This window comes from Flavobacterium sp. ACN6, from assembly GCF_002304005.1.
GTDB lineage: Bacteria > Bacteroidota > Bacteroidia > Flavobacteriales > Flavobacteriaceae > Flavobacterium.
The window spans coordinates 534870-551400 of the sequence record NZ_MRCQ01000001.1 but is presented as its reverse complement, the minus strand read 5'-3'; the positions used below and the strand labels follow the sequence as shown (position 1 = coordinate 551400).

Below are 16531 nucleotides of genomic sequence, written 5' to 3'. Positions count from 1 at the left end.
TGCAGTTTTCGGACTGCACTTTTTAATTTAAATATATATTTTATGCCCGAAGGTCCATCCATAGTAATCTTAAAAGAAGAAGTACAACAATTTACAGGACAAAAAGTGATTTCTGTTTCTGGAACTGCCAGTATTGATATTTCTCGCCTAAAGGATAAAACCATCATCGCCTTTAAAACTTGGGGAAAGCATTTTCTAATCTGTTTTGACGATTTCACAGTTAAAATTCATTTGCTAATGTTTGGAACGTATAGAGTTAATGAACGTAAGGAAACCAAACCGAGATTAAGTTTAGTTTTTGAAACGGGTGAATTAAATTTTTATACCTGTTCTGTCAAAATATTAGAAGGTGACATCAATTCACATTATGATTGGAGTGTTGATGTGATGAACGACGACTGGAATCCGAAAAAAGCGCAAATAAGTTTAGAAGAAATGTCAGATAAAATGATTTGTGATGTTATTCTGGATCAAAATGTTTTTGCGGGAGTAGGGAATATCATTAAAAATGAAGTTTTGTACCGTTGTTATATTCATCCAGAATCACTTGTGGGAGAAATTCCTCGAGATGATCTCAGCCAGATTATTGCAGAATGCTCTACCTACAGTTTTGAATTTTTATACTGGAAAAAGAAATTTGAACTCAAACAGCATTGGGAGGCTTATACCAAACCACTTTGTCTGCGATGCAATCTTCCGTTTTTGAAAAAGCAGACCGGCGAACGAAAACGGAGAAGCTTTTTCTGTACTAACTGTCAAAAATTATATAAATGAAAAATCAAGTATTAATAGGGTGCTCCAGTTTTTATAATAGTTTTTGGAAAAATATTTTTTATCCGCAAAATCTGCCTTCCAAGAATTGGTTTGACTTTTACTGCCAGCATTTTAACACGTACGAGTTTAATGGCAGTTTTTATAAGTTTCCAACGATAAAAATTTTTGAAAATTGGTATAATAAAACACCCGAATCGTTTTTGTTTTCGATTAAAGTGCCCAAAGAAATTACCCATATAAAAAAACTGAAGGATTGCGAAAGTCTGTTAAACGACTTTTATAATGTCTGTTCTGCCGGCATGAAAGAGAAATTGGCAGCGGTTTTATTCCAATTTCCTCCAAGCTACGTTTTTAGCACAGAAAAATTAGGAGATATTATATCAAGCTTAGATTACAATTTCCAAAATGTAATCGAATTTCGGCATGAAAGCTGGTGGAATGAGGAAGTTTGGAATTCTTTCAAAGAAAATAATATTACATTTTGCAGCGTAAGCCATCCTGATTTACCGCAAACTATTTTCAAAGATTTTCCATTGCTTTATCTTCGATTTCATGGTATTCCCAAGATGTTCCATTCTAGTTATTCTACAGAAGAATTATTGGATGTGAACCATAAAATTAATTCGAAAAAAGGATTTGCTTATTTTAATAATACTGCCAGTGAAGCTGGAATATTAAATGCCTTGGAATTAAAAAGAATGAATGTTTAGATTTTGTTTTAACCCCAAAGTCCGCAAAGATTTACGCAGAGTTCGCTAAGATTATTTTCTTTGCGAGCCTTTTCTAAATCTTTGCGGACTTTTAGGTTAAATACTTAAATTAAAGCTTACAATTTCAATGTTCCTTCAATTCCATCATCCATTGTTTTACCAGTAACATATGCGGCCGTCATTTTGGCAATTGCTACCATTTTCCCGTTTTTGTTGTTCCAGTAATATCCGTCTTCCGGAACTACTTTAATGACACTTAAATTTGGATCATTTTCGCCACCCGGCATCCAGACTTTTACAATAGGATCGTATAATTCTTTAATCGTTTCTCTATCATACTCAATAGTTGCTGTTCCGTGAAGCGTTAAAAACTTATCATGAGGTTCAGCAAAAAATAATTCTACTGTCGGATTTAAAGAAATCTCAGCATTGTGACTGCTGTTTCTGTCTGATAAAAACCAAAGCTGTCCTAAATCATCAATTTTCTGAACCGACATTGGTCGTGACTGCAGTCTGTATTCATTGTACGTACAAAACATGCAAGTTTTAATATTCTCTGCAAGATCTTTTATTTTATCTACTGCAAATTCATCTGTAAGGTCTTTATGATCGCCCATAACGTTATATTTTTAAATTAGTATTGTCTTTTATTCTATAAGTAAAATTGGTTATTTTAAATCTTTTCAGCTTATATAATTCAACTTATAAATTATGAGATTTCAATTTGTATTTTTTGTAAGAATTTAGACTGATATTGACTGGGTTAGATAAAAATATTTTATATTTGGCTATTAAAATGACACTCGAAAACACATGAAGAACTATACTATATTTTATACTGATGACGACGAAGATGATTTAAGCATTTTTGCGGACGCAGTAGAATCAATACCACAAAAAATAACGCTTCAGACTTATTCTGGAGGAGAGAAATTACTAGACGCAATTTTTAATCCGCCTCCAACACCTTATGTTGTTTTTTTGGATTTAAATATGCCTGGAAAAAACGGTTTTGATGTGTTGGAAGAAATTAAAAAATCTGGGGATAAAAAAGATATTCCCGTAGTAATTTATTCGACTTCCAGCGAGCCTGGAATTATTGAAAAATGCAGAAACCTAGGTGCTAATCGTTTCATTACAAAGCCTGTTCTAATGAAGGATATTATAAAATCAATAGAACACGCCTTGCAGATTGACTGGCATCAATTTGTACCAAATAAATCTAATTTTGTTTATAAATACTAACTTATTCCGATAAGTCAGGAATATAAATATTGAATTCAGAACCTTTATTTTGCTCGCTGGAAACCGTAATAATTCCTTTATGGTTTTCAACGATCTTTTTTACTATTGCCAGTCCAATTCCGGTTCCTCTATATTCGCTTTCGGTATTTAAACGCTGGAAAACTTCAAAAATTTTGTCTTTGTACGCAAGATCAAAACCAATTCCGTTATCCGAAACTTTGATATGATGGTACATTCTATCTTTAAATTCAGCATCTGGCAGTGAACTTCCTTTTACTAATTCTGATGTAATTTCTACTATTGGCGGGACATCTTTTCGTGAAAATTTTAAGCCATTTTCGATCAAATTATGCAGTAATTGTCTAAATTGAAACTGAATAAGGGTTGCTTCTCCCAAATTATGATATTCAATCACCGCCTGTTTTTCCTCAATTCGATCCGAAAAATCGCTTATTACTTCCTCAGTAATTTCGTCAATATTCACTACTGTAAAAACGCGGTCAGCAGAATTGGCTCTGGAATACGCTAATAAATCTTGAATTAAATTTTGCATTCTTTTCGCAGAAATTTCAATTCTGGTTAAATAGGTGCGGGCGCTTTCAGAAATATTCTGCTCATCCAAATCAGAAAGTCTGCTGGCAAAAGTCTGTATTTTTCGCAGCGGTTCCTGAAGGTCATGGCTCGAAATATAAGCAAACGACTGCAGTTCGATATTCATATTTACCAAGTCTCTGTTGGTCAATTCCAGCTGTGTAGTACGATCGATAATCTGCTCTTCCAATTGATTGGTAAAGTTTTTTTGATCTTCAATATCAGTACTGCTTCCAACCCACATTTGGATATTATTTTTTTCGTCTAATTGCGCAATCGCTCGGCTGAGCTGCCATCTGTATTCGCCGTCATAACGTTTAAAACGGTGAACAAATAAAAAGTCGTTTCCTGTCTTTACAGAATGCATCCAGAGTTTTACATTTTCCTCGCGATCATCAGGATGAACAATTTGCAGCCAGCCATTTTTTTCAATTTCCTCTTTTGATAATCCAGAGAATTTGAAAACAGTTTCATTAAAATAATTTAAATTCCCCAGCGTATCACTAGTCCAGATAAGCTGAGGCATAGAGTCGGCAAGAAGCCTGAATTTGGCTTCATTCTTCATCAATATCTGCTGAATATTTTTTTCATCTGTAATGTCCATTATAGTTCCTATCATTTTTACAGGATCCTTATTTTCATCAAAAAATATTCTGCCGTGTACTTTTATCCAGCTTATAGTATTGTCTAGTTTTTGAATACGCGCCTCGTATTTGTAAATGCTTGTTTCTAATGCTTTTTCAAAAGCTTCTACCAGAATAGGCTCATCTTCAGGAAGAACTCTTCCTCTAAGATCCTGATGAGAAATTTTTTGATCTTTTTCAAAACCAAAAAGATCCAGAATATTATCGCTGTAGATTATTTTTTTATTTTGAAGATTCAAGTCCCAAGTCGCAATTTCTCCAATCTCTGCAGCTAATCGTGCTCTTTCTTCGGCAGTTTCTACTTTTTTTCGGGCTTTAACTTTAGAAGTTACATCATTAACGGTAACCATAACGCCAGAAGCCTGCCCATTTTTTTCATAGAGTGCCGTATATTCATAATCAAGATAGAATTTTTTCAGTTTTCCTTTAATGTCGACGTAAGCAATTGCTTCATTTTCCTGTATGGTCTTTCCGTTCGAAACCACTTCATTCAATAATTCGGGATATTTTTGATTTTCTAATTCAGGAAAAACTTCCAATAGAGGTTTTCCAATGGTATCTTTCTCTTCTTTCTGCCAGATGGTTTTGGTCATAGTGGTATTAGCCATTTCGATAATATGGTTTTTGCCTCTAAAAATTGCCATTGCAATCGGAGATTCCATTACGATATTTCGAAATGCTTTTTCACTTTCAGTCAGTAAATATCTAGCTTTTACTTCTTCTGTAACTTCATAAGCCACAATGATGACACCAGTAATAACATTACTTTCTTCTTTTAAAGGATAAAAAACAAGATTAAAATAGCCTAATTCCTCTTTATTGTAACGATTTAATTTGACAGGAAGTTCATCTGTATAATAAGGAACGCCTGTTTCAAAAACGTTTTTCAATAAAGGCAATATGGTCTCTTTTGCTTCAGGAACCGATTCAAAAATGGGTTTCTCTAATACATCTTCTTCATTTTTATCAATGATATGCAGATAGGTACTATTAGCCATTTCGACAATCAAATCTGAACCTTTTAAAATACCAATTCCGAGCGGTAGTTGTTTTACGATGTTTCTAAAACGTTTTTCACTTTCTTCAACAGCAGTGCGCGAAAGTACCTGAAGCGTCACATCATTGGCAACAGCCAGAATACCAGAAATTGTTCCGTCAGATTCTTTTAAAGCTTCGTAAGTAACATTTATGAAATTGGTTACAGGTTTGCCTTTTCGGTTTAATTTTACAGGAAGTTCATTTGCGGTAAATGTCTCGCCAGTGGTGTAAACATTTTTCACAATTTCCTCTAAACCTTGATTGGCTACTTCTGGCAGTGCAGCGAAAACAGGTTTATGCAAAACTTGTTCTTCTGTTCGTTCCCAAATTTCGAGCATGAATTTATTGGCAATTTCTATAATATATTCTGCACCTCTAAAAATACACATCGCATTTGGAGCCTGAAGAATATTATTAAGATACCGTTTATTGCTTTCTTCCAGCTTTTTATGAATATTTATTTTATCCGTAGTTTCGTTGCAAATTACCAGAACTCCCGCTATTTTTCCATCATCGCCGCTTACGGGACTGTAACTAAATGTCCAGTAAACATCTTCCATTTGACCATTTCTGTAAATAGGCAGCAACTGGTCTTCGTGCCAGGTAGCTTCTCCAGTTGTAAGTACTTGATCGATTAAAGGTTGGATGAAATCCCAAATCTCCGGCCAGAATTCAGCACCTTTTTCGCCAAGAATTGCAGGATGTTTGCCATCGTTACCAAGACTTGGACGATAAGCGTCATTGTAAAAACAAATATGATCAGGTCCCCAAAACAAAAACATTGGGAATTTTGAGTTTAGTAAAATGCCTAAAGTCGTACGAAGACTTTGAGACCAAGATTCTACTGGGCCAACTGCAGTTTTACTCCAATCCTTGGCACGGGTAAGTTCTCCCATTTTGCCTCCATTGCCCAAAAAATCATAATTAGTAGTAATCATTAATGTGTTATTTATTATCTGATAATAAACGATTGTTTATTAATTATTTAAATGTAGTGATTCTAGCTTTAATCTAAGCTTTGCTAAAATTAATAAAAAATAAAATTTCACTGAAAGTGTATTTTTGAATGAGGTAAGATAAAAATCATTTGAGTTAATTTTATCTCTTATCAATACGGAAATTTGATAAACAGATTAAAACAAAAAGACATGAAACGAGAAGATTCAAAACACGAAATCGACTATATAAAAAGATATCAGGAAGATGGCTACACGACGAATTATTTATTCGAAAACGACAGTCTTATAAATTCTGAAACAAAAACAGTCTACAAACCAGAAGATATTTTTATTGTGGCACATCATCGTTATGAAGGGATGAGCGATCCAGATGATATGTCGATCTTATATGTAATAGAAACAAAAGATAATGGGAAAGGAACTCATTTATTAGGATACGGACCAACAGCAGATCTAGAAGAAGCGGAATTTTTTAAAGACATTCCAAAAGCTAACTATTCTAAAAACTCTGATGTTAATGAACTGAATTAAGAATAAAAATAGATTGGTATTTTTATTTTGCTGATGAGCAGTTGTTTCAAATTTATTTGGAGCAGCTGCTTTTTTTTTTTTTTTGAGGTTCAGAGGTTCAAAGGTTCAGAGGTTCAGAGAGGCAAAGGGGCAAAGGTTCAAGGTGTAAGGAGTAGAGCAGCTCAAACGTTTACAGCGTAAAAAAACCTTTGCACCTCTGTACTTATGAACCTTTGCCCCTAATGTACAGAAGTGCAGAGGTGCCGAGCTAGAAAGGTTCAAGCTGTAAGGAGTATAATAGCTCAAACGTTTTACAGCGTAAAAAAACCTTTGCACCTATGTACCTCTGAACCTTTGCCACTTAAGAAAATAATAATTATGAAATATCTCACGAAAATTGTATAAAGGTTTGACTGACAATATAAACGAAATTTGAATTAAGAAATTAAGTTTAAAACCAAAGTTAGTTTGTAACGACTAACACCTTTAATAAACCAAACCATACAATGAAAAAACTTTACATAAATACTGGAGGCTTTGATGCTGTTTTTAATAACCTTAAAGATAGTTTTGGCGGTGACTTATTAGTTACAGCTAATGAATACAAATTAACATTCAAATCAAGATGGGCAACTGGAAGCATTTCAGGAGTTCGTTTTGAAAAAGAAATGACCTATTTAAATTTTGATTTAACATTTAATCAAGATGTTAATTTAAGTATAGAATCAAATCCATTTTCGCCGGTATTTTTTGTGTATTGTGAAAAAGGAAACGTTGTACATAGTTTTGGTGCAAATGGAGAAATCAAATCTTTAAAAAAGCAGCAGTCTGGTATTATGAGTAATTCCTCATCTATCAACAGTGTTTTATACTTTCAAAGTCATCAGCATATTCAATTTTCATTAATTGGAATGCCTACGATTGTAGAGAGCAAAGAGGCAGGGTTGGATTATGCATCTCAAGTGAGAAAAATATTTACCCATGATTCTGGGAATTACATTTATATAGGTGCCGAAAATCAAAAAATAGGAGAAAAGTTTCAAGAACTTAAAACAATTCCGCAGCAGGGAACAGTTCGTTATTTGTTGATGAAAAGTATTTTACGTGAAGTTTTAGAACTGGAGATAGCGCAGCATAGTTATAATTATTTAAGCACATTTGATCCTATTGTAAATTTTGCATCTAAGCAAATTGGCGAGATCAAAAAACTTTCACATGTAAAATTAACTACCATTATGGCTCCGGCATTGTTTTTTAAACGAATGGTACAATCAAAAGCCTTAAAAGAAAAATACCATATAGAATTAGAACCATTCAATCAAAAATTAGCTAGCTAGTAAGCATACCATATTCTTCATTTTCAAAAAAACAGCTTTATCGAGCTGTTTTTTTATTTCTAAGATTTATCTTTTTCGTAATAGATAATAAAATAAACCATGATAAGGTTTAAGATAAATGAAACACTATTCGTGATTATAATGGGTAAATCGTTTTTCAAAATGCCGTAAACAATCCACACCGCAATTCCGAAAGTAAGTATAGCAAACATTTTAAGCGAAATTTCTTTTACTTTTTTAGTTTTCCAAACTTTCAAAATCTGCGGAATGGTGGAGATTGTTATGCATCCTCCTGCAAAAAGTCCTATAATGTCTATGTAGTTCATTTTTTTTAAGGTTCTAAGGTTCTGAGATGCTGAGGTTCTGAGGTTCTGAGGTTTTTTGGTTGAGTTCTCGCAAAGTCGCAAAGTTTTTATTGCCACAGATTGTAATGATTAAATTGATTTTTTCCTCATTTTGTCATCCTGAGGAACGAAGGATCACACAAGAAACTCTACAAAGATTGGCGATTCTCTTTGAAGAATATTGAATTTGATCCTTCGTTTCTCAGGATGACAAACATTGCGCTTAATTAATACTTTAAAAAAAAACTTTGCTCCCGAAGCCCCGGGACTGCGACTTTGCGAGATTAAAACAATTCAGTATAAAAAAATCTCCAAAATCTGCGAGAAACAAAAACCTTTGCAACTCTGGGAGATTTTAAAAAAAGCAATATTATGCCCCAACCAATTCTCCACCATTAATATGGATAAACTGGCCAGTAATATAACTGCTGTCTTCAGAGGCCAAAAACACATAAGCAGGCGCAACTTCAGAGGGCTGTCCGGCTCTCTCCATCGGATTATCTTTTCCAAAATCAGATAATTTATCAAAACTTGCTACAATAAGCGGTGTCCAAATCGGACCAGGCGCTACACCATTCACGCGTATTTTCCTCTGCGCCAGCATACCCGACAGCGATCTTGTAAAACTCACAATTGCGCCTTTTGTACTGGCATAATCGGCCAAATGCTCGCTGCCGCGAAAAGCAGTTACAGAAGTTGTATTAATGATTGTATCACCTTCTTTTAAATAATCAAGTGCTGCTTTGGTAATATAAAAATAAGGGTAAATATTGGTTTCAAAAGTTTTATGAAGCTGAGCAGCAGTAATTTTTTCCAGTTCTTTTTGAGGAAATTGTACCGCAGCATTGTTTACTATAATATTAATATCCTTAAATGTAGTATAGCATTTTTTGATTGCCGCCTTGCAAAACTTTTCATCTTTCAAGTCACCGCTTATTAAAAGGCATTCTCGTCCTTCTTTTTCTACCATTTCTTTCGTTTCACGCGCATCCTTATCTTCCTTTAAATATACAATGGCAATATTAGCGCCTTCTCGAGCAAAATGCACCGCAACACTTCTTCCAATACCGCTGTCGCCGCCAGTGATAAAAGCAGTTTTGCCTAGTAATTTTCCACTTCCCACATAATTATCTCTAATAATTTCCGGTTCAGGTTTCATCATGTGTTCATTACCAGGAAGATTTTGTTTTTGCTCAGGGAATGTTTTTGTTTTTTTCATGATTATATTTCTGTTTAGTACGTTTTATTCATTTTAAAGTTAGCCTATAGCCACAAGAACAGTTGCTTTAAAAGGTATTTTAATTGCCTCAATAAAACTAAAACAGAAGTTATTGTATGAAAATACGGTAATTTGTTAATGAAATTCAAATAACAAGAAAATTCTAAAGACTTAATAATCACATCAAAACTCACAAAATACAACCAAAGGTGGGAATTTTGTAACGAATTTCGATTTAGATAAAAAAGCTTCTCCTAATTTTTTTTATACATTTGAGAATTTACATATTGTTTTTAATAGATACTTATGTAAATCAGCAAAAAAATAAGAAAATTTTTAAATTCATTTTAAATTCAGGAATTTTGATTCACAACCAATTTAGCTTCAACACGGCATGGTATTAATTGTAGACGATATAAGGGCCAATATCATTGCCTTGAAAAAAACATTAGAGCTGCATAACATCGAAGTCGATAGTGCCGAATCTGGAGAAGAAGCGTTAAAGAAAATTCTAAAAACAGATTATTGTCTGATTATTATGGATGTTCAAATGCCGGGACTTGACGGCTTTGAAGTAGTTAAAATCCTTTCTGGAAACAAACGTACAAAAGACATTCCCGTTATATTTCTTTCGGCACTTAATACCGAAAAAAAGTATATTTTTAAAGGCTATGAAACTGGTGCAGTGGAGTATATCACCAAACCAGTCGATTCTGATTTGCTAATTTTAAAAGTAAAAACCTTCATAAAAATATACGAGCAGCAACACGAACTTAAAGCAATAAAAGACCTGCTTTCTAAAGAAATTAAAATTAGGAAAGAAGCACAGGATAATCTTGAAATTAAAATTGCGGAAAGAACGAAAGAACTGGTTCAAAAAAATGAAGAACTCGAACTTCGAAATCACGAATTACAGCAGTTTTCCTGGGTAGTTTCGCATGATTTGAATGAGCCAATCCGGAAGATTCAGATCTTTATTAAAATTATAAAGGACCTTTACTTAAAAACCGATGACAAAGCAATCGACTATGTCAATCGAACGATAAAATCGGCAGAAAGAATGCAGACCTTGATTACCGATCTTTTAGCGTATTCAAGACTTTCGGCACAAGTAAAACCAGAAAAAACAGATTTGAATGAGGTGCTGCAGGAAGTACTTTCCGATTTTGATTATCTGATAGAAAACAAAAATGCTGAAATCAAAACCAATGAACTTCCAACAGTAGACAGTATTCCAAGTCAGATGCGTCAGGTTTTTCAAAATCTGATTGGAAACGCATTAAAATTTTCAGGAAGCGAACAAAAACCGCTGATCGAAATTACTTCTGAAATTATCGCAGATAAATCATTTGAAAGTCCAACTTCGCCGGAAGGCAGTTTTTGCAGAATTACGGTAAAAGACAACGGAATTGGCTTTGATGAAATCTATTTAGATAGAATTTTTATTATCTTTCAAAGCTTAAACGACCGTATGACCTACGAAGGAACTGGAATCGGATTGGCAATTGCCAAAAAGATTATTGAAAAACATAACGGCTTAATTACCGCTAAAAGTAAACAAGGCGAAGGTGCAAGTTTTATAATTGTACTTCCGTTAACCCATAAATAACCAATAAACAAAATAGTACAGAATTTATATGGACAGTAATTTTAAAAGAAATTTACTAATCAGTTCGTCGATTTCCCTGCTGATTTTAATGATTAGTTCGACTGCATCTTTTTTAAGTATAAAAAGTCTTCTTGACAGCAATGCCTGGGTCAACCATACGCAGGATGTTATTTATAATTTAAATACTGCTTCATCTATTATCACAGATGCTCAAACGAGTATGCGGGGGTATTTAATTAGTGGTAATAAAGAGTATTTAGAAGAACATTACAACGCAGAAAAAGAAGTTAATACTTATTTTGAAAAGTTGGATGAATTAACTGTTGATAATCCTGCACAGCAAAAAAGACTAAATGAGTTAAAACCGCTTCGTGCTAATTTTTTCAAATATCTTCACAATCAAGTTGTAAAAAAACAGCTAGGAGGCGCGAATGTTACCTTTGATCTTCAAGAAGGTAAGAAGATGATGGACGAACTTCGCAGCAAATTTAAAAGTATTGAAAAAAGCGAACAAGTTCTGCTAAAAGAACGTATCGCAAATTCGGAACGATATGGGAACTACAGTTTTGTTTTAATTATTGTTGCTTTTATAATTGCAATGATTATTACAGTTGTATTTTTTGCAAGAATTCTAAAAGATCATAATGAAAGAGCGCTTTTACAAAAAGAATTAGAGCGCAAAGATGTTGAAACTGCCGAGAGATTAGAAGTAATCAGCGGAATTGCAACACAAATTTCTGCTGGGAATTATGATGTTCAGATTGATGATAAAAAATCGGACACTTTAGGCGCATTGGGTGCTTCGATTCATAATATGAAAGATTCGTTAAAAGATTCTTTCGAGTTATTATCCCAAAAAGAATGGTTGCAAACAGGTATTGCTTCTTTAAATGATAAAATGCTGGGTGAAAAAACGATTCAGAAATTATCAAAAGACGTAATTGAATTTTTATGCCAATATACCAATAGCAGCGCTGGGGTTTTATATGTTATAGATGGAGAAGAATTGACTGTTTCTGGTGGATACAGCTATATTCCAAGTAAAAATAGAGAACGAATCAAAAAAGGCGAAGGCTTGATTGGTCAGGCCATAACTTCTGGAAAAATGTTGGAATTGAAAACATTATCTCCAGATGATATTCAGATAAATTATGCTTTAGGGCAAATTAAACCAACACATATTGTTGCGGTTCCATTACTAGATTTTAAAGTAGAAGGAGCTGTAGAATTAGCCAGCATTTACGGATTCTCTCTACTACAGCTGGAATTTTTGAACATGGTTTCCAATAATATCGGAATTGCCTTAAAAGCAACTCAGAACCGTAAAAGAGTGATGGAACTCTTGGAAGAAACCAAATCACAGTCTGAAGAACTTCAAATTCAACATAGCGAACTAGAAGCTATAAACGCAGAATTAGAAGCACAAACTGAAAAATTACAAGCTTCTGAGGAAGAACTTCGCGTACAGCAGGAAGAATTGGAACAAACCAATGAAGAGCTGTCCGAAAGAAGTGTTTTATTGGAAGAAAAAAATACAGAAATTCAGAAAAAATCAGAAGCTTTAGAATTAACTACACGTTATAAATCGGAGTTTTTGGCTAATATGTCACACGAATTAAGAACACCTTTAAATTCGATTTTACTATTGAGCCGTTTGTTGTCTGAAAATAACAACAAAACAATGATCAATGAAGAAATTGAATTTGCTAAAGTAATCCAGAGTTCAGGAAACAGCTTATTAGGATTAATCGACGAAATTCTTGATTTATCTAAGATTGAAGCGGGTAAAATGGATTTAGAATTCTTGGATGTTTCGACTAAAGAAATTACAGACAACCTTCATAATTTATTTTATCTTGTTGCTAAAGAAAAAGGAATCAATTTCGAAATTATAACTAAAGATGCACCAATTGTCATTAAAACAGACAAAATGCGTTTGGAGCAGATTCTGAAAAATTTAATTTCAAATGCTATTAAATTTACTGAAAAAGGTACCGTTAGTATCGAAATTAAAGTGAATACAGATGATGATAAAGTTATTTGTTTCATTGTAAAAGATACCGGAATCGGAATTCCGTTAGACAAACAGCCGTTGATTTTTGAAGCTTTCCAACAAGCCGATGGTTCAACTAAACGTAAGTACGGCGGAACAGGCTTAGGATTGTCAATCAGTCGAGAATTAGCTAAATTATTGCGAGGAGAAATTACACTGCATAGTAAAGTAAGCGAGGGAAGTACTTTTACATTATGTCTTCCAGTATTAGGTTTTGCGATCAATAAAATTTCAGTAAATAAAATTTTAGAAGCAGAAGTAATTGAAGAGGAAACAGAAGAAAAAGAGGTAAAACCAAAATACATCAGCGAAGTTATTCCTGCAGAAATCGAAGATGACCGTGATTCAATTGTCGAAGGAGATAAAGTAATCTTGATTGTAGAAGACGATATTAATTTTGCGAAATCATTATTGGCTTTTACGCAGAAAAAAGGATACAAAGGAGTTGTTGCGGTAAGAGGAGATTACGCTTTAAATTTTGCTTTAATCTACAGACCAGTCGGAATTTTACTTGACATCGAATTGCCAATTAAGAGCGGTTGGGAAGTATTAGAAGAATTGAAAAATCATTCTCATACCAAACATATTTCGGTTCATATTATGTCTTCGCATAAATTGAAACAAGAAAGTTTGTTAAAAGGAGCGGTAGATTTTTTAGACAAACCCGTTGCTTTTGATAGAATTCCAGAAGTTTTTATGCGAATTGAACATATCATCAACAAAGAATCTCAAAAGGTTTTAATTATAGAGGATAATGCGCAGCACGCAAAAGCACTGGCTTATTTCTTAGAAACTTACAATATCAATTCAGAAATAAAAAGCGATGTATCTGAGGGTTTAACGGTTTTGACTGATAAAGATGTAGACTGTGTAATCCTAGATATGGGAATTCCAGATAAACAGGCTTATCAAATTCTAGACGGCGTTAAGAAAAGCCCAGGATTAGAGAATCTGCCGGTAATTGTATTTACAGGAAAAAGCTTGTCGATTAAAGAAGAATTAAAAATTAGAAAATACGCCGATTCTATTATCGTGAAAACGGCACATTCTTACCAAAGAATGCTGGATGAAGTCTCACTTTTCCTTCACTTAGTAGAAGAAAAGAAACAAGGAGACAGCAAAAAAGAAAGCCACAAAAAACTGAATTCATTAAACAATATTCTATTCGAGAAAAAAGTATTAATTGTTGATGACGATGTTCGTAATATTTATTCGCTTTCTAAAGCTTTAGAAGCATTTAAAATGACGGTTATTACGGCTTTTGACGGAAAAGAAGCGATCAAGATTTTAGATGAAAACCCAGATACAGATGTTGTATTGTTAGATATGATGATGCCAAATATGGATGGTTACGAAACAGCAGAAAAGATCAGAAGTAATCCTAAATTTCTTAACTTAGCAGTAATTGCTGTAACAGCCAAAGCAATGACGGGCGACAGAGAAAAATGTATCAAAGCAGGAGCTTCGGATTACATTACAAAACCTGTCGATGTAGATCAGTTGTTATCGTTATTGCGAGTTTGGTTATATGATAAAATCTAATCTTTAAAAATACTGTAAATGGAGAAGAAAAAAGTATTGATTGTAGATGACGATTCTAGAAATATTTTTGCTTTAGTAAATACTTTAAAAGCAAAATCCTTTGAGTGTTTATCTTGTTTAAGTGCTGAAGAAGCTTTAAAAATTTTAGCAAATGACAGTTCAATAGACGCTGTTTTAATGGACATGATGATGCCCGAAATGGACGGTTATGAGGCAATTCCGCTTATAAAAGCAATTCCGTCACAAGAAGCTACTTTTGTAGTTGCCGTAACCGCACAGGCGATGGCAGGAGATAGAGAAAAATGTATAGAGGCTGGGGCAGATGCCTATATCTCAAAACCCGTAGATGTTGATAAATTATTACAGATCTTGGGTGAAATTTAAATGAATTATGATTGAAGATATTGAATTAGAAACTCTTATAAATGAAGTTTACGAATATTACGGTTTTGATTTTGGAAGCTATTCCAGAGCCTCACTTAAAAGACGTGTAAATAGAGTTTTTTATTTAGATGGATTTAAGCATTTTCACGAGTTTTTATCAAAAGTCAGAAGAGATCCCGAATACTGTAAAAGAATGATCGATGAAATAACGGTCAATGTTACAGAAATGTTTCGCGATCCGTCATTTTATTTGACACTTCGAAAAGAAATTCTGCCTTTATTGGGAACAAAACCATTTATCCGAATTTGGCATGCAGGATGTTCTACAGGCGAAGAAGTCTATTCGATGGCTATAATGCTGCAAGAAGCAGGTTTATTGCATAAATCGATATTGTATGCAACAGATATTAATGCAACGGTTTTAGAAACGGCAAAAAGCGGTATTTTTCCACTTAGAATGATAAAAGATTATGCAGATAATTATAGAGATTCTGGCGGACAAGAAGACTTTTCAGATTATTACATAGCCAATTATGGTTTTGCAAAGTTTAATGAAAGCCTTTCTGAAAAGATGGTTTTTTCGCAGCACAATTTGGTTTCAGACACTTCTTTTAATGAGTTTGACCTTATTTTGTGCCGTAATGTTTTGATTTATTTTGATAATAATCTGCAAAAAAGAGTTATAAATCTTTTTGATGACAGTCTTGCAACCTTAGGTTTTCTGGCACTTGGAACAAAAGAAACAATCAAATATTCTATCTCTCCATCGAAATACAAACAGTTTGAAAAAGAGAAAATATGGAGAAAAATAAAATAATAGAAAATTGTAAAGTACTCATAATTGGAGGTTCAGCGGGAAGTTTGCAGGTATTATTACATATTTTGCCTTTCGTAGAAAATTCAATTTCTTTTGCTATTGTCATTATCGTTCACAGAAAAAATTCGGACGGACAAACGCTCGAAGATCTAATTAATTTAAGATCAGGAGTAAAAGTTAAAATAGTTGAAGATAAAATAAAACTGCAAAAGGGTTTCATTTATATAGCACCTTCGAATTACCATTTACTATTTGAAAAAGACGAAACACTTTCCTTAGATACTTCAGAAAAAATAAATTACAGCAGACCAAGTATTGATGTTTCTTTCGAATCTGCAGCCGAAATATACGGCTCGCATCTAATCGGAATATTACTTTCTGGTTCTAATTCTGATGGAACTGTTGGGTTAAAAGCGATTCAGGCCGCGGGTGGAAAAACGGTGGTTCAAAATCCGCTTTCAGCAGAAATGTCTTTCATGCCAAATAATGCGATTTTACACACCAATCCCGATTTTGTTTTGAATACGGAAGAAATACTTGAATTTATAACTAAGATAAATAAAGAAGCTGCTGAGTAATTTCATTCACGGCGATTTTGAAAAATCCTCAAAAGATTTTAAAAATAAACGATATGTCGTCCCTCCGGGACTTTATTTATAATTAGATAAATTATGCTATAAATATTTCGCTTCTCTGAAGCTTTTCGGTTAATAGCGATCTAGAATTATTCTCAAAGAACAAAATAAGAAATAATT

Annotated in this window: 14 protein-coding genes; 10 read left to right on the top strand and 4 right to left on the bottom strand. The window is 33.5% G+C overall.

Annotated elements, in window-relative coordinates; genetic code table 11:
• Positions 1-42 precede the first annotated feature (42 nt).
• Both BSF42_RS02445 and BSF42_RS02440 read left to right on the top strand, forming a co-directional pair.
• The gene (locus tag BSF42_RS02445; protein ID WP_095951527.1) at positions 43-774 is read left to right on the top strand and encodes a DNA-formamidopyrimidine glycosylase family protein; all 732 of its coding nucleotides are present in this window, start codon (positions 43-45) and stop codon (positions 772-774) included.
• The gene (locus BSF42_RS02440) at positions 771-1484 is read left to right on the top strand and encodes a DUF72 domain-containing protein (protein WP_095951526.1); all 714 of its coding nucleotides are present in this window, start codon (positions 771-773) and stop codon (positions 1482-1484) included. Before BSF42_RS02445 ends, BSF42_RS02440 begins: the two co-directional genes overlap by 4 nt.
• 116 nt (positions 1485-1600) lie before the next feature.
• On the opposite strand, the gene BSF42_RS02435 is transcribed toward BSF42_RS02440, so the two are convergent.
• Entirely contained in the window at positions 1601-2101 is a 501-nt protein-coding gene (locus BSF42_RS02435) for a pyridoxamine 5'-phosphate oxidase family protein (RefSeq protein ID WP_095951525.1), read from the bottom strand.
• 196 nt (positions 2102-2297) lie between these two features.
• Here BSF42_RS02435 and BSF42_RS02430 point away from each other — a divergent pair, with 196 nt between their 5' ends.
• Positions 2298-2729 carry a response regulator gene (locus BSF42_RS02430; protein ID WP_095951524.1) on the top strand — a complete coding sequence of 144 codons (432 nt, stop codon included), beginning with the start codon at positions 2298-2300 and terminating at the stop codon, positions 2727-2729.
• Position 2730: 1 nt separating this feature from the next.
• Here the strand turns inward: BSF42_RS02430 and BSF42_RS02425 are convergent, their stop codons facing one another.
• Complete coding sequence (locus BSF42_RS02425) at positions 2731-5940, bottom strand: PAS domain S-box protein (RefSeq protein WP_095951523.1); 3210 nt, start codon at positions 5938-5940, stop codon at positions 2731-2733.
• 210 nt (positions 5941-6150) lie between these two features.
• Between BSF42_RS02425 and BSF42_RS02420 the strand changes: the two genes are divergently transcribed.
• Both BSF42_RS02420 and BSF42_RS02415 read left to right on the top strand, forming a co-directional pair.
• Positions 6151-6492 carry a hypothetical protein gene (locus BSF42_RS02420; protein WP_095951522.1) on the top strand — a complete coding sequence of 114 codons (342 nt, stop codon included), beginning with the start codon at positions 6151-6153 and terminating at the stop codon, positions 6490-6492.
• 485 nt (positions 6493-6977) lie between these two features.
• On the top strand, positions 6978-7808 hold the full coding sequence (locus BSF42_RS02415; protein ID WP_095951521.1) for a hypothetical protein: 831 nt from the start codon (positions 6978-6980) through the stop codon (positions 7806-7808).
• A gap of 59 nt (positions 7809-7867) precedes the next feature.
• Here the strand turns inward: BSF42_RS02415 and BSF42_RS02410 are convergent, their stop codons facing one another.
• On the bottom strand, positions 7868-8134 hold the full coding sequence (locus BSF42_RS02410) for a SemiSWEET family sugar transporter (protein ID WP_095951520.1): 267 nt from the start codon (positions 8132-8134) through the stop codon (positions 7868-7870).
• Positions 8135-8522: 388 nt separating this feature from the next.
• A complete protein-coding gene (locus tag BSF42_RS02405) occupies positions 8523-9371 on the bottom strand; it encodes an SDR family oxidoreductase (protein ID WP_095951519.1) in 849 nt (282 codons plus the stop codon).
• 394 nt (positions 9372-9765) lie between these two features.
• Between BSF42_RS02405 and BSF42_RS02400 the strand changes: the two genes are divergently transcribed.
• Genes BSF42_RS02400 through BSF42_RS02380 form a run of 5 tightly spaced genes read left to right on the top strand, consistent with a single transcriptional unit; the run spans position 9766 to position 16354 of the window.
• Positions 9766-10980, top strand: a complete 1215-nt coding sequence (locus tag BSF42_RS02400) for a response regulator (RefSeq protein WP_095951518.1) — start codon at positions 9766-9768, stop codon at positions 10978-10980.
• Positions 10981-11008: 28 nt separating this feature from the next.
• Positions 11009-14575, top strand: coding sequence for a response regulator (locus BSF42_RS02395; protein ID WP_095951517.1), 3567 nt, complete (start codon positions 11009-11011; stop codon positions 14573-14575).
• An 18-nt stretch (positions 14576-14593) separates the two neighbouring features.
• On the top strand, positions 14594-14959 hold the full coding sequence (locus BSF42_RS02390) for a response regulator (RefSeq protein WP_095951516.1): 366 nt from the start codon (positions 14594-14596) through the stop codon (positions 14957-14959).
• A 7-nt stretch (positions 14960-14966) separates the two neighbouring features.
• Complete coding sequence (locus BSF42_RS02385; RefSeq protein ID WP_095951515.1) at positions 14967-15776, top strand: protein-glutamate O-methyltransferase CheR; 810 nt, start codon at positions 14967-14969, stop codon at positions 15774-15776.
• A complete protein-coding gene (locus BSF42_RS02380; RefSeq protein ID WP_095951514.1) occupies positions 15758-16354 on the top strand; it encodes a chemotaxis protein CheB in 597 nt (198 codons plus the stop codon). Before BSF42_RS02385 ends, BSF42_RS02380 begins: the two co-directional genes overlap by 19 nt.
• The last annotated feature ends 177 nt before the right edge of the window (positions 16355-16531 follow it).

Coding starts and splice junctions, on each gene's coding strand:
- BSF42_RS02380 (WP_095951514.1), top strand. CDS start 15,758: ATGGAGAAAAATAAAATAATAGAAAATTGTAAAGTACTCATAATTGGA.
- BSF42_RS02385 (WP_095951515.1), top strand. CDS start 14,967: ATGATTGAAGATATTGAATTAGAAACTCTTATAAATGAAGTTTACGAA.
- BSF42_RS02390 (WP_095951516.1), top strand. CDS start 14,594: ATGGAGAAGAAAAAAGTATTGATTGTAGATGACGATTCTAGAAATATT.
- BSF42_RS02410 (WP_095951520.1), bottom strand. CDS start 8,134: ATGAACTACATAGACATTATAGGACTTTTTGCAGGAGGATGCATAACA.
- BSF42_RS02430 (WP_095951524.1), top strand. CDS start 2,298: ATGAAGAACTATACTATATTTTATACTGATGACGACGAAGATGATTTA.
- BSF42_RS02400 (WP_095951518.1), top strand. CDS start 9,766: ATGGTATTAATTGTAGACGATATAAGGGCCAATATCATTGCCTTGAAA.
- BSF42_RS02395 (WP_095951517.1), top strand. CDS start 11,009: ATGGACAGTAATTTTAAAAGAAATTTACTAATCAGTTCGTCGATTTCC.
- BSF42_RS02420 (WP_095951522.1), top strand. CDS start 6,151: ATGAAACGAGAAGATTCAAAACACGAAATCGACTATATAAAAAGATAT.
- BSF42_RS02440 (WP_095951526.1), top strand. CDS start 771: ATGAAAAATCAAGTATTAATAGGGTGCTCCAGTTTTTATAATAGTTTT.
- BSF42_RS02405 (WP_095951519.1), bottom strand. CDS start 9,371: ATGAAAAAAACAAAAACATTCCCTGAGCAAAAACAAAATCTTCCTGGT.
- BSF42_RS02415 (WP_095951521.1), top strand. CDS start 6,978: ATGAAAAAACTTTACATAAATACTGGAGGCTTTGATGCTGTTTTTAAT.
- BSF42_RS02435 (WP_095951525.1), bottom strand. CDS start 2,101: ATGGGCGATCATAAAGACCTTACAGATGAATTTGCAGTAGATAAAATA.
- BSF42_RS02445 (WP_095951527.1), top strand. CDS start 43: ATGCCCGAAGGTCCATCCATAGTAATCTTAAAAGAAGAAGTACAACAA.
- BSF42_RS02425 (WP_095951523.1), bottom strand. CDS start 5,940: ATGATTACTACTAATTATGATTTTTTGGGCAATGGAGGCAAAATGGGA.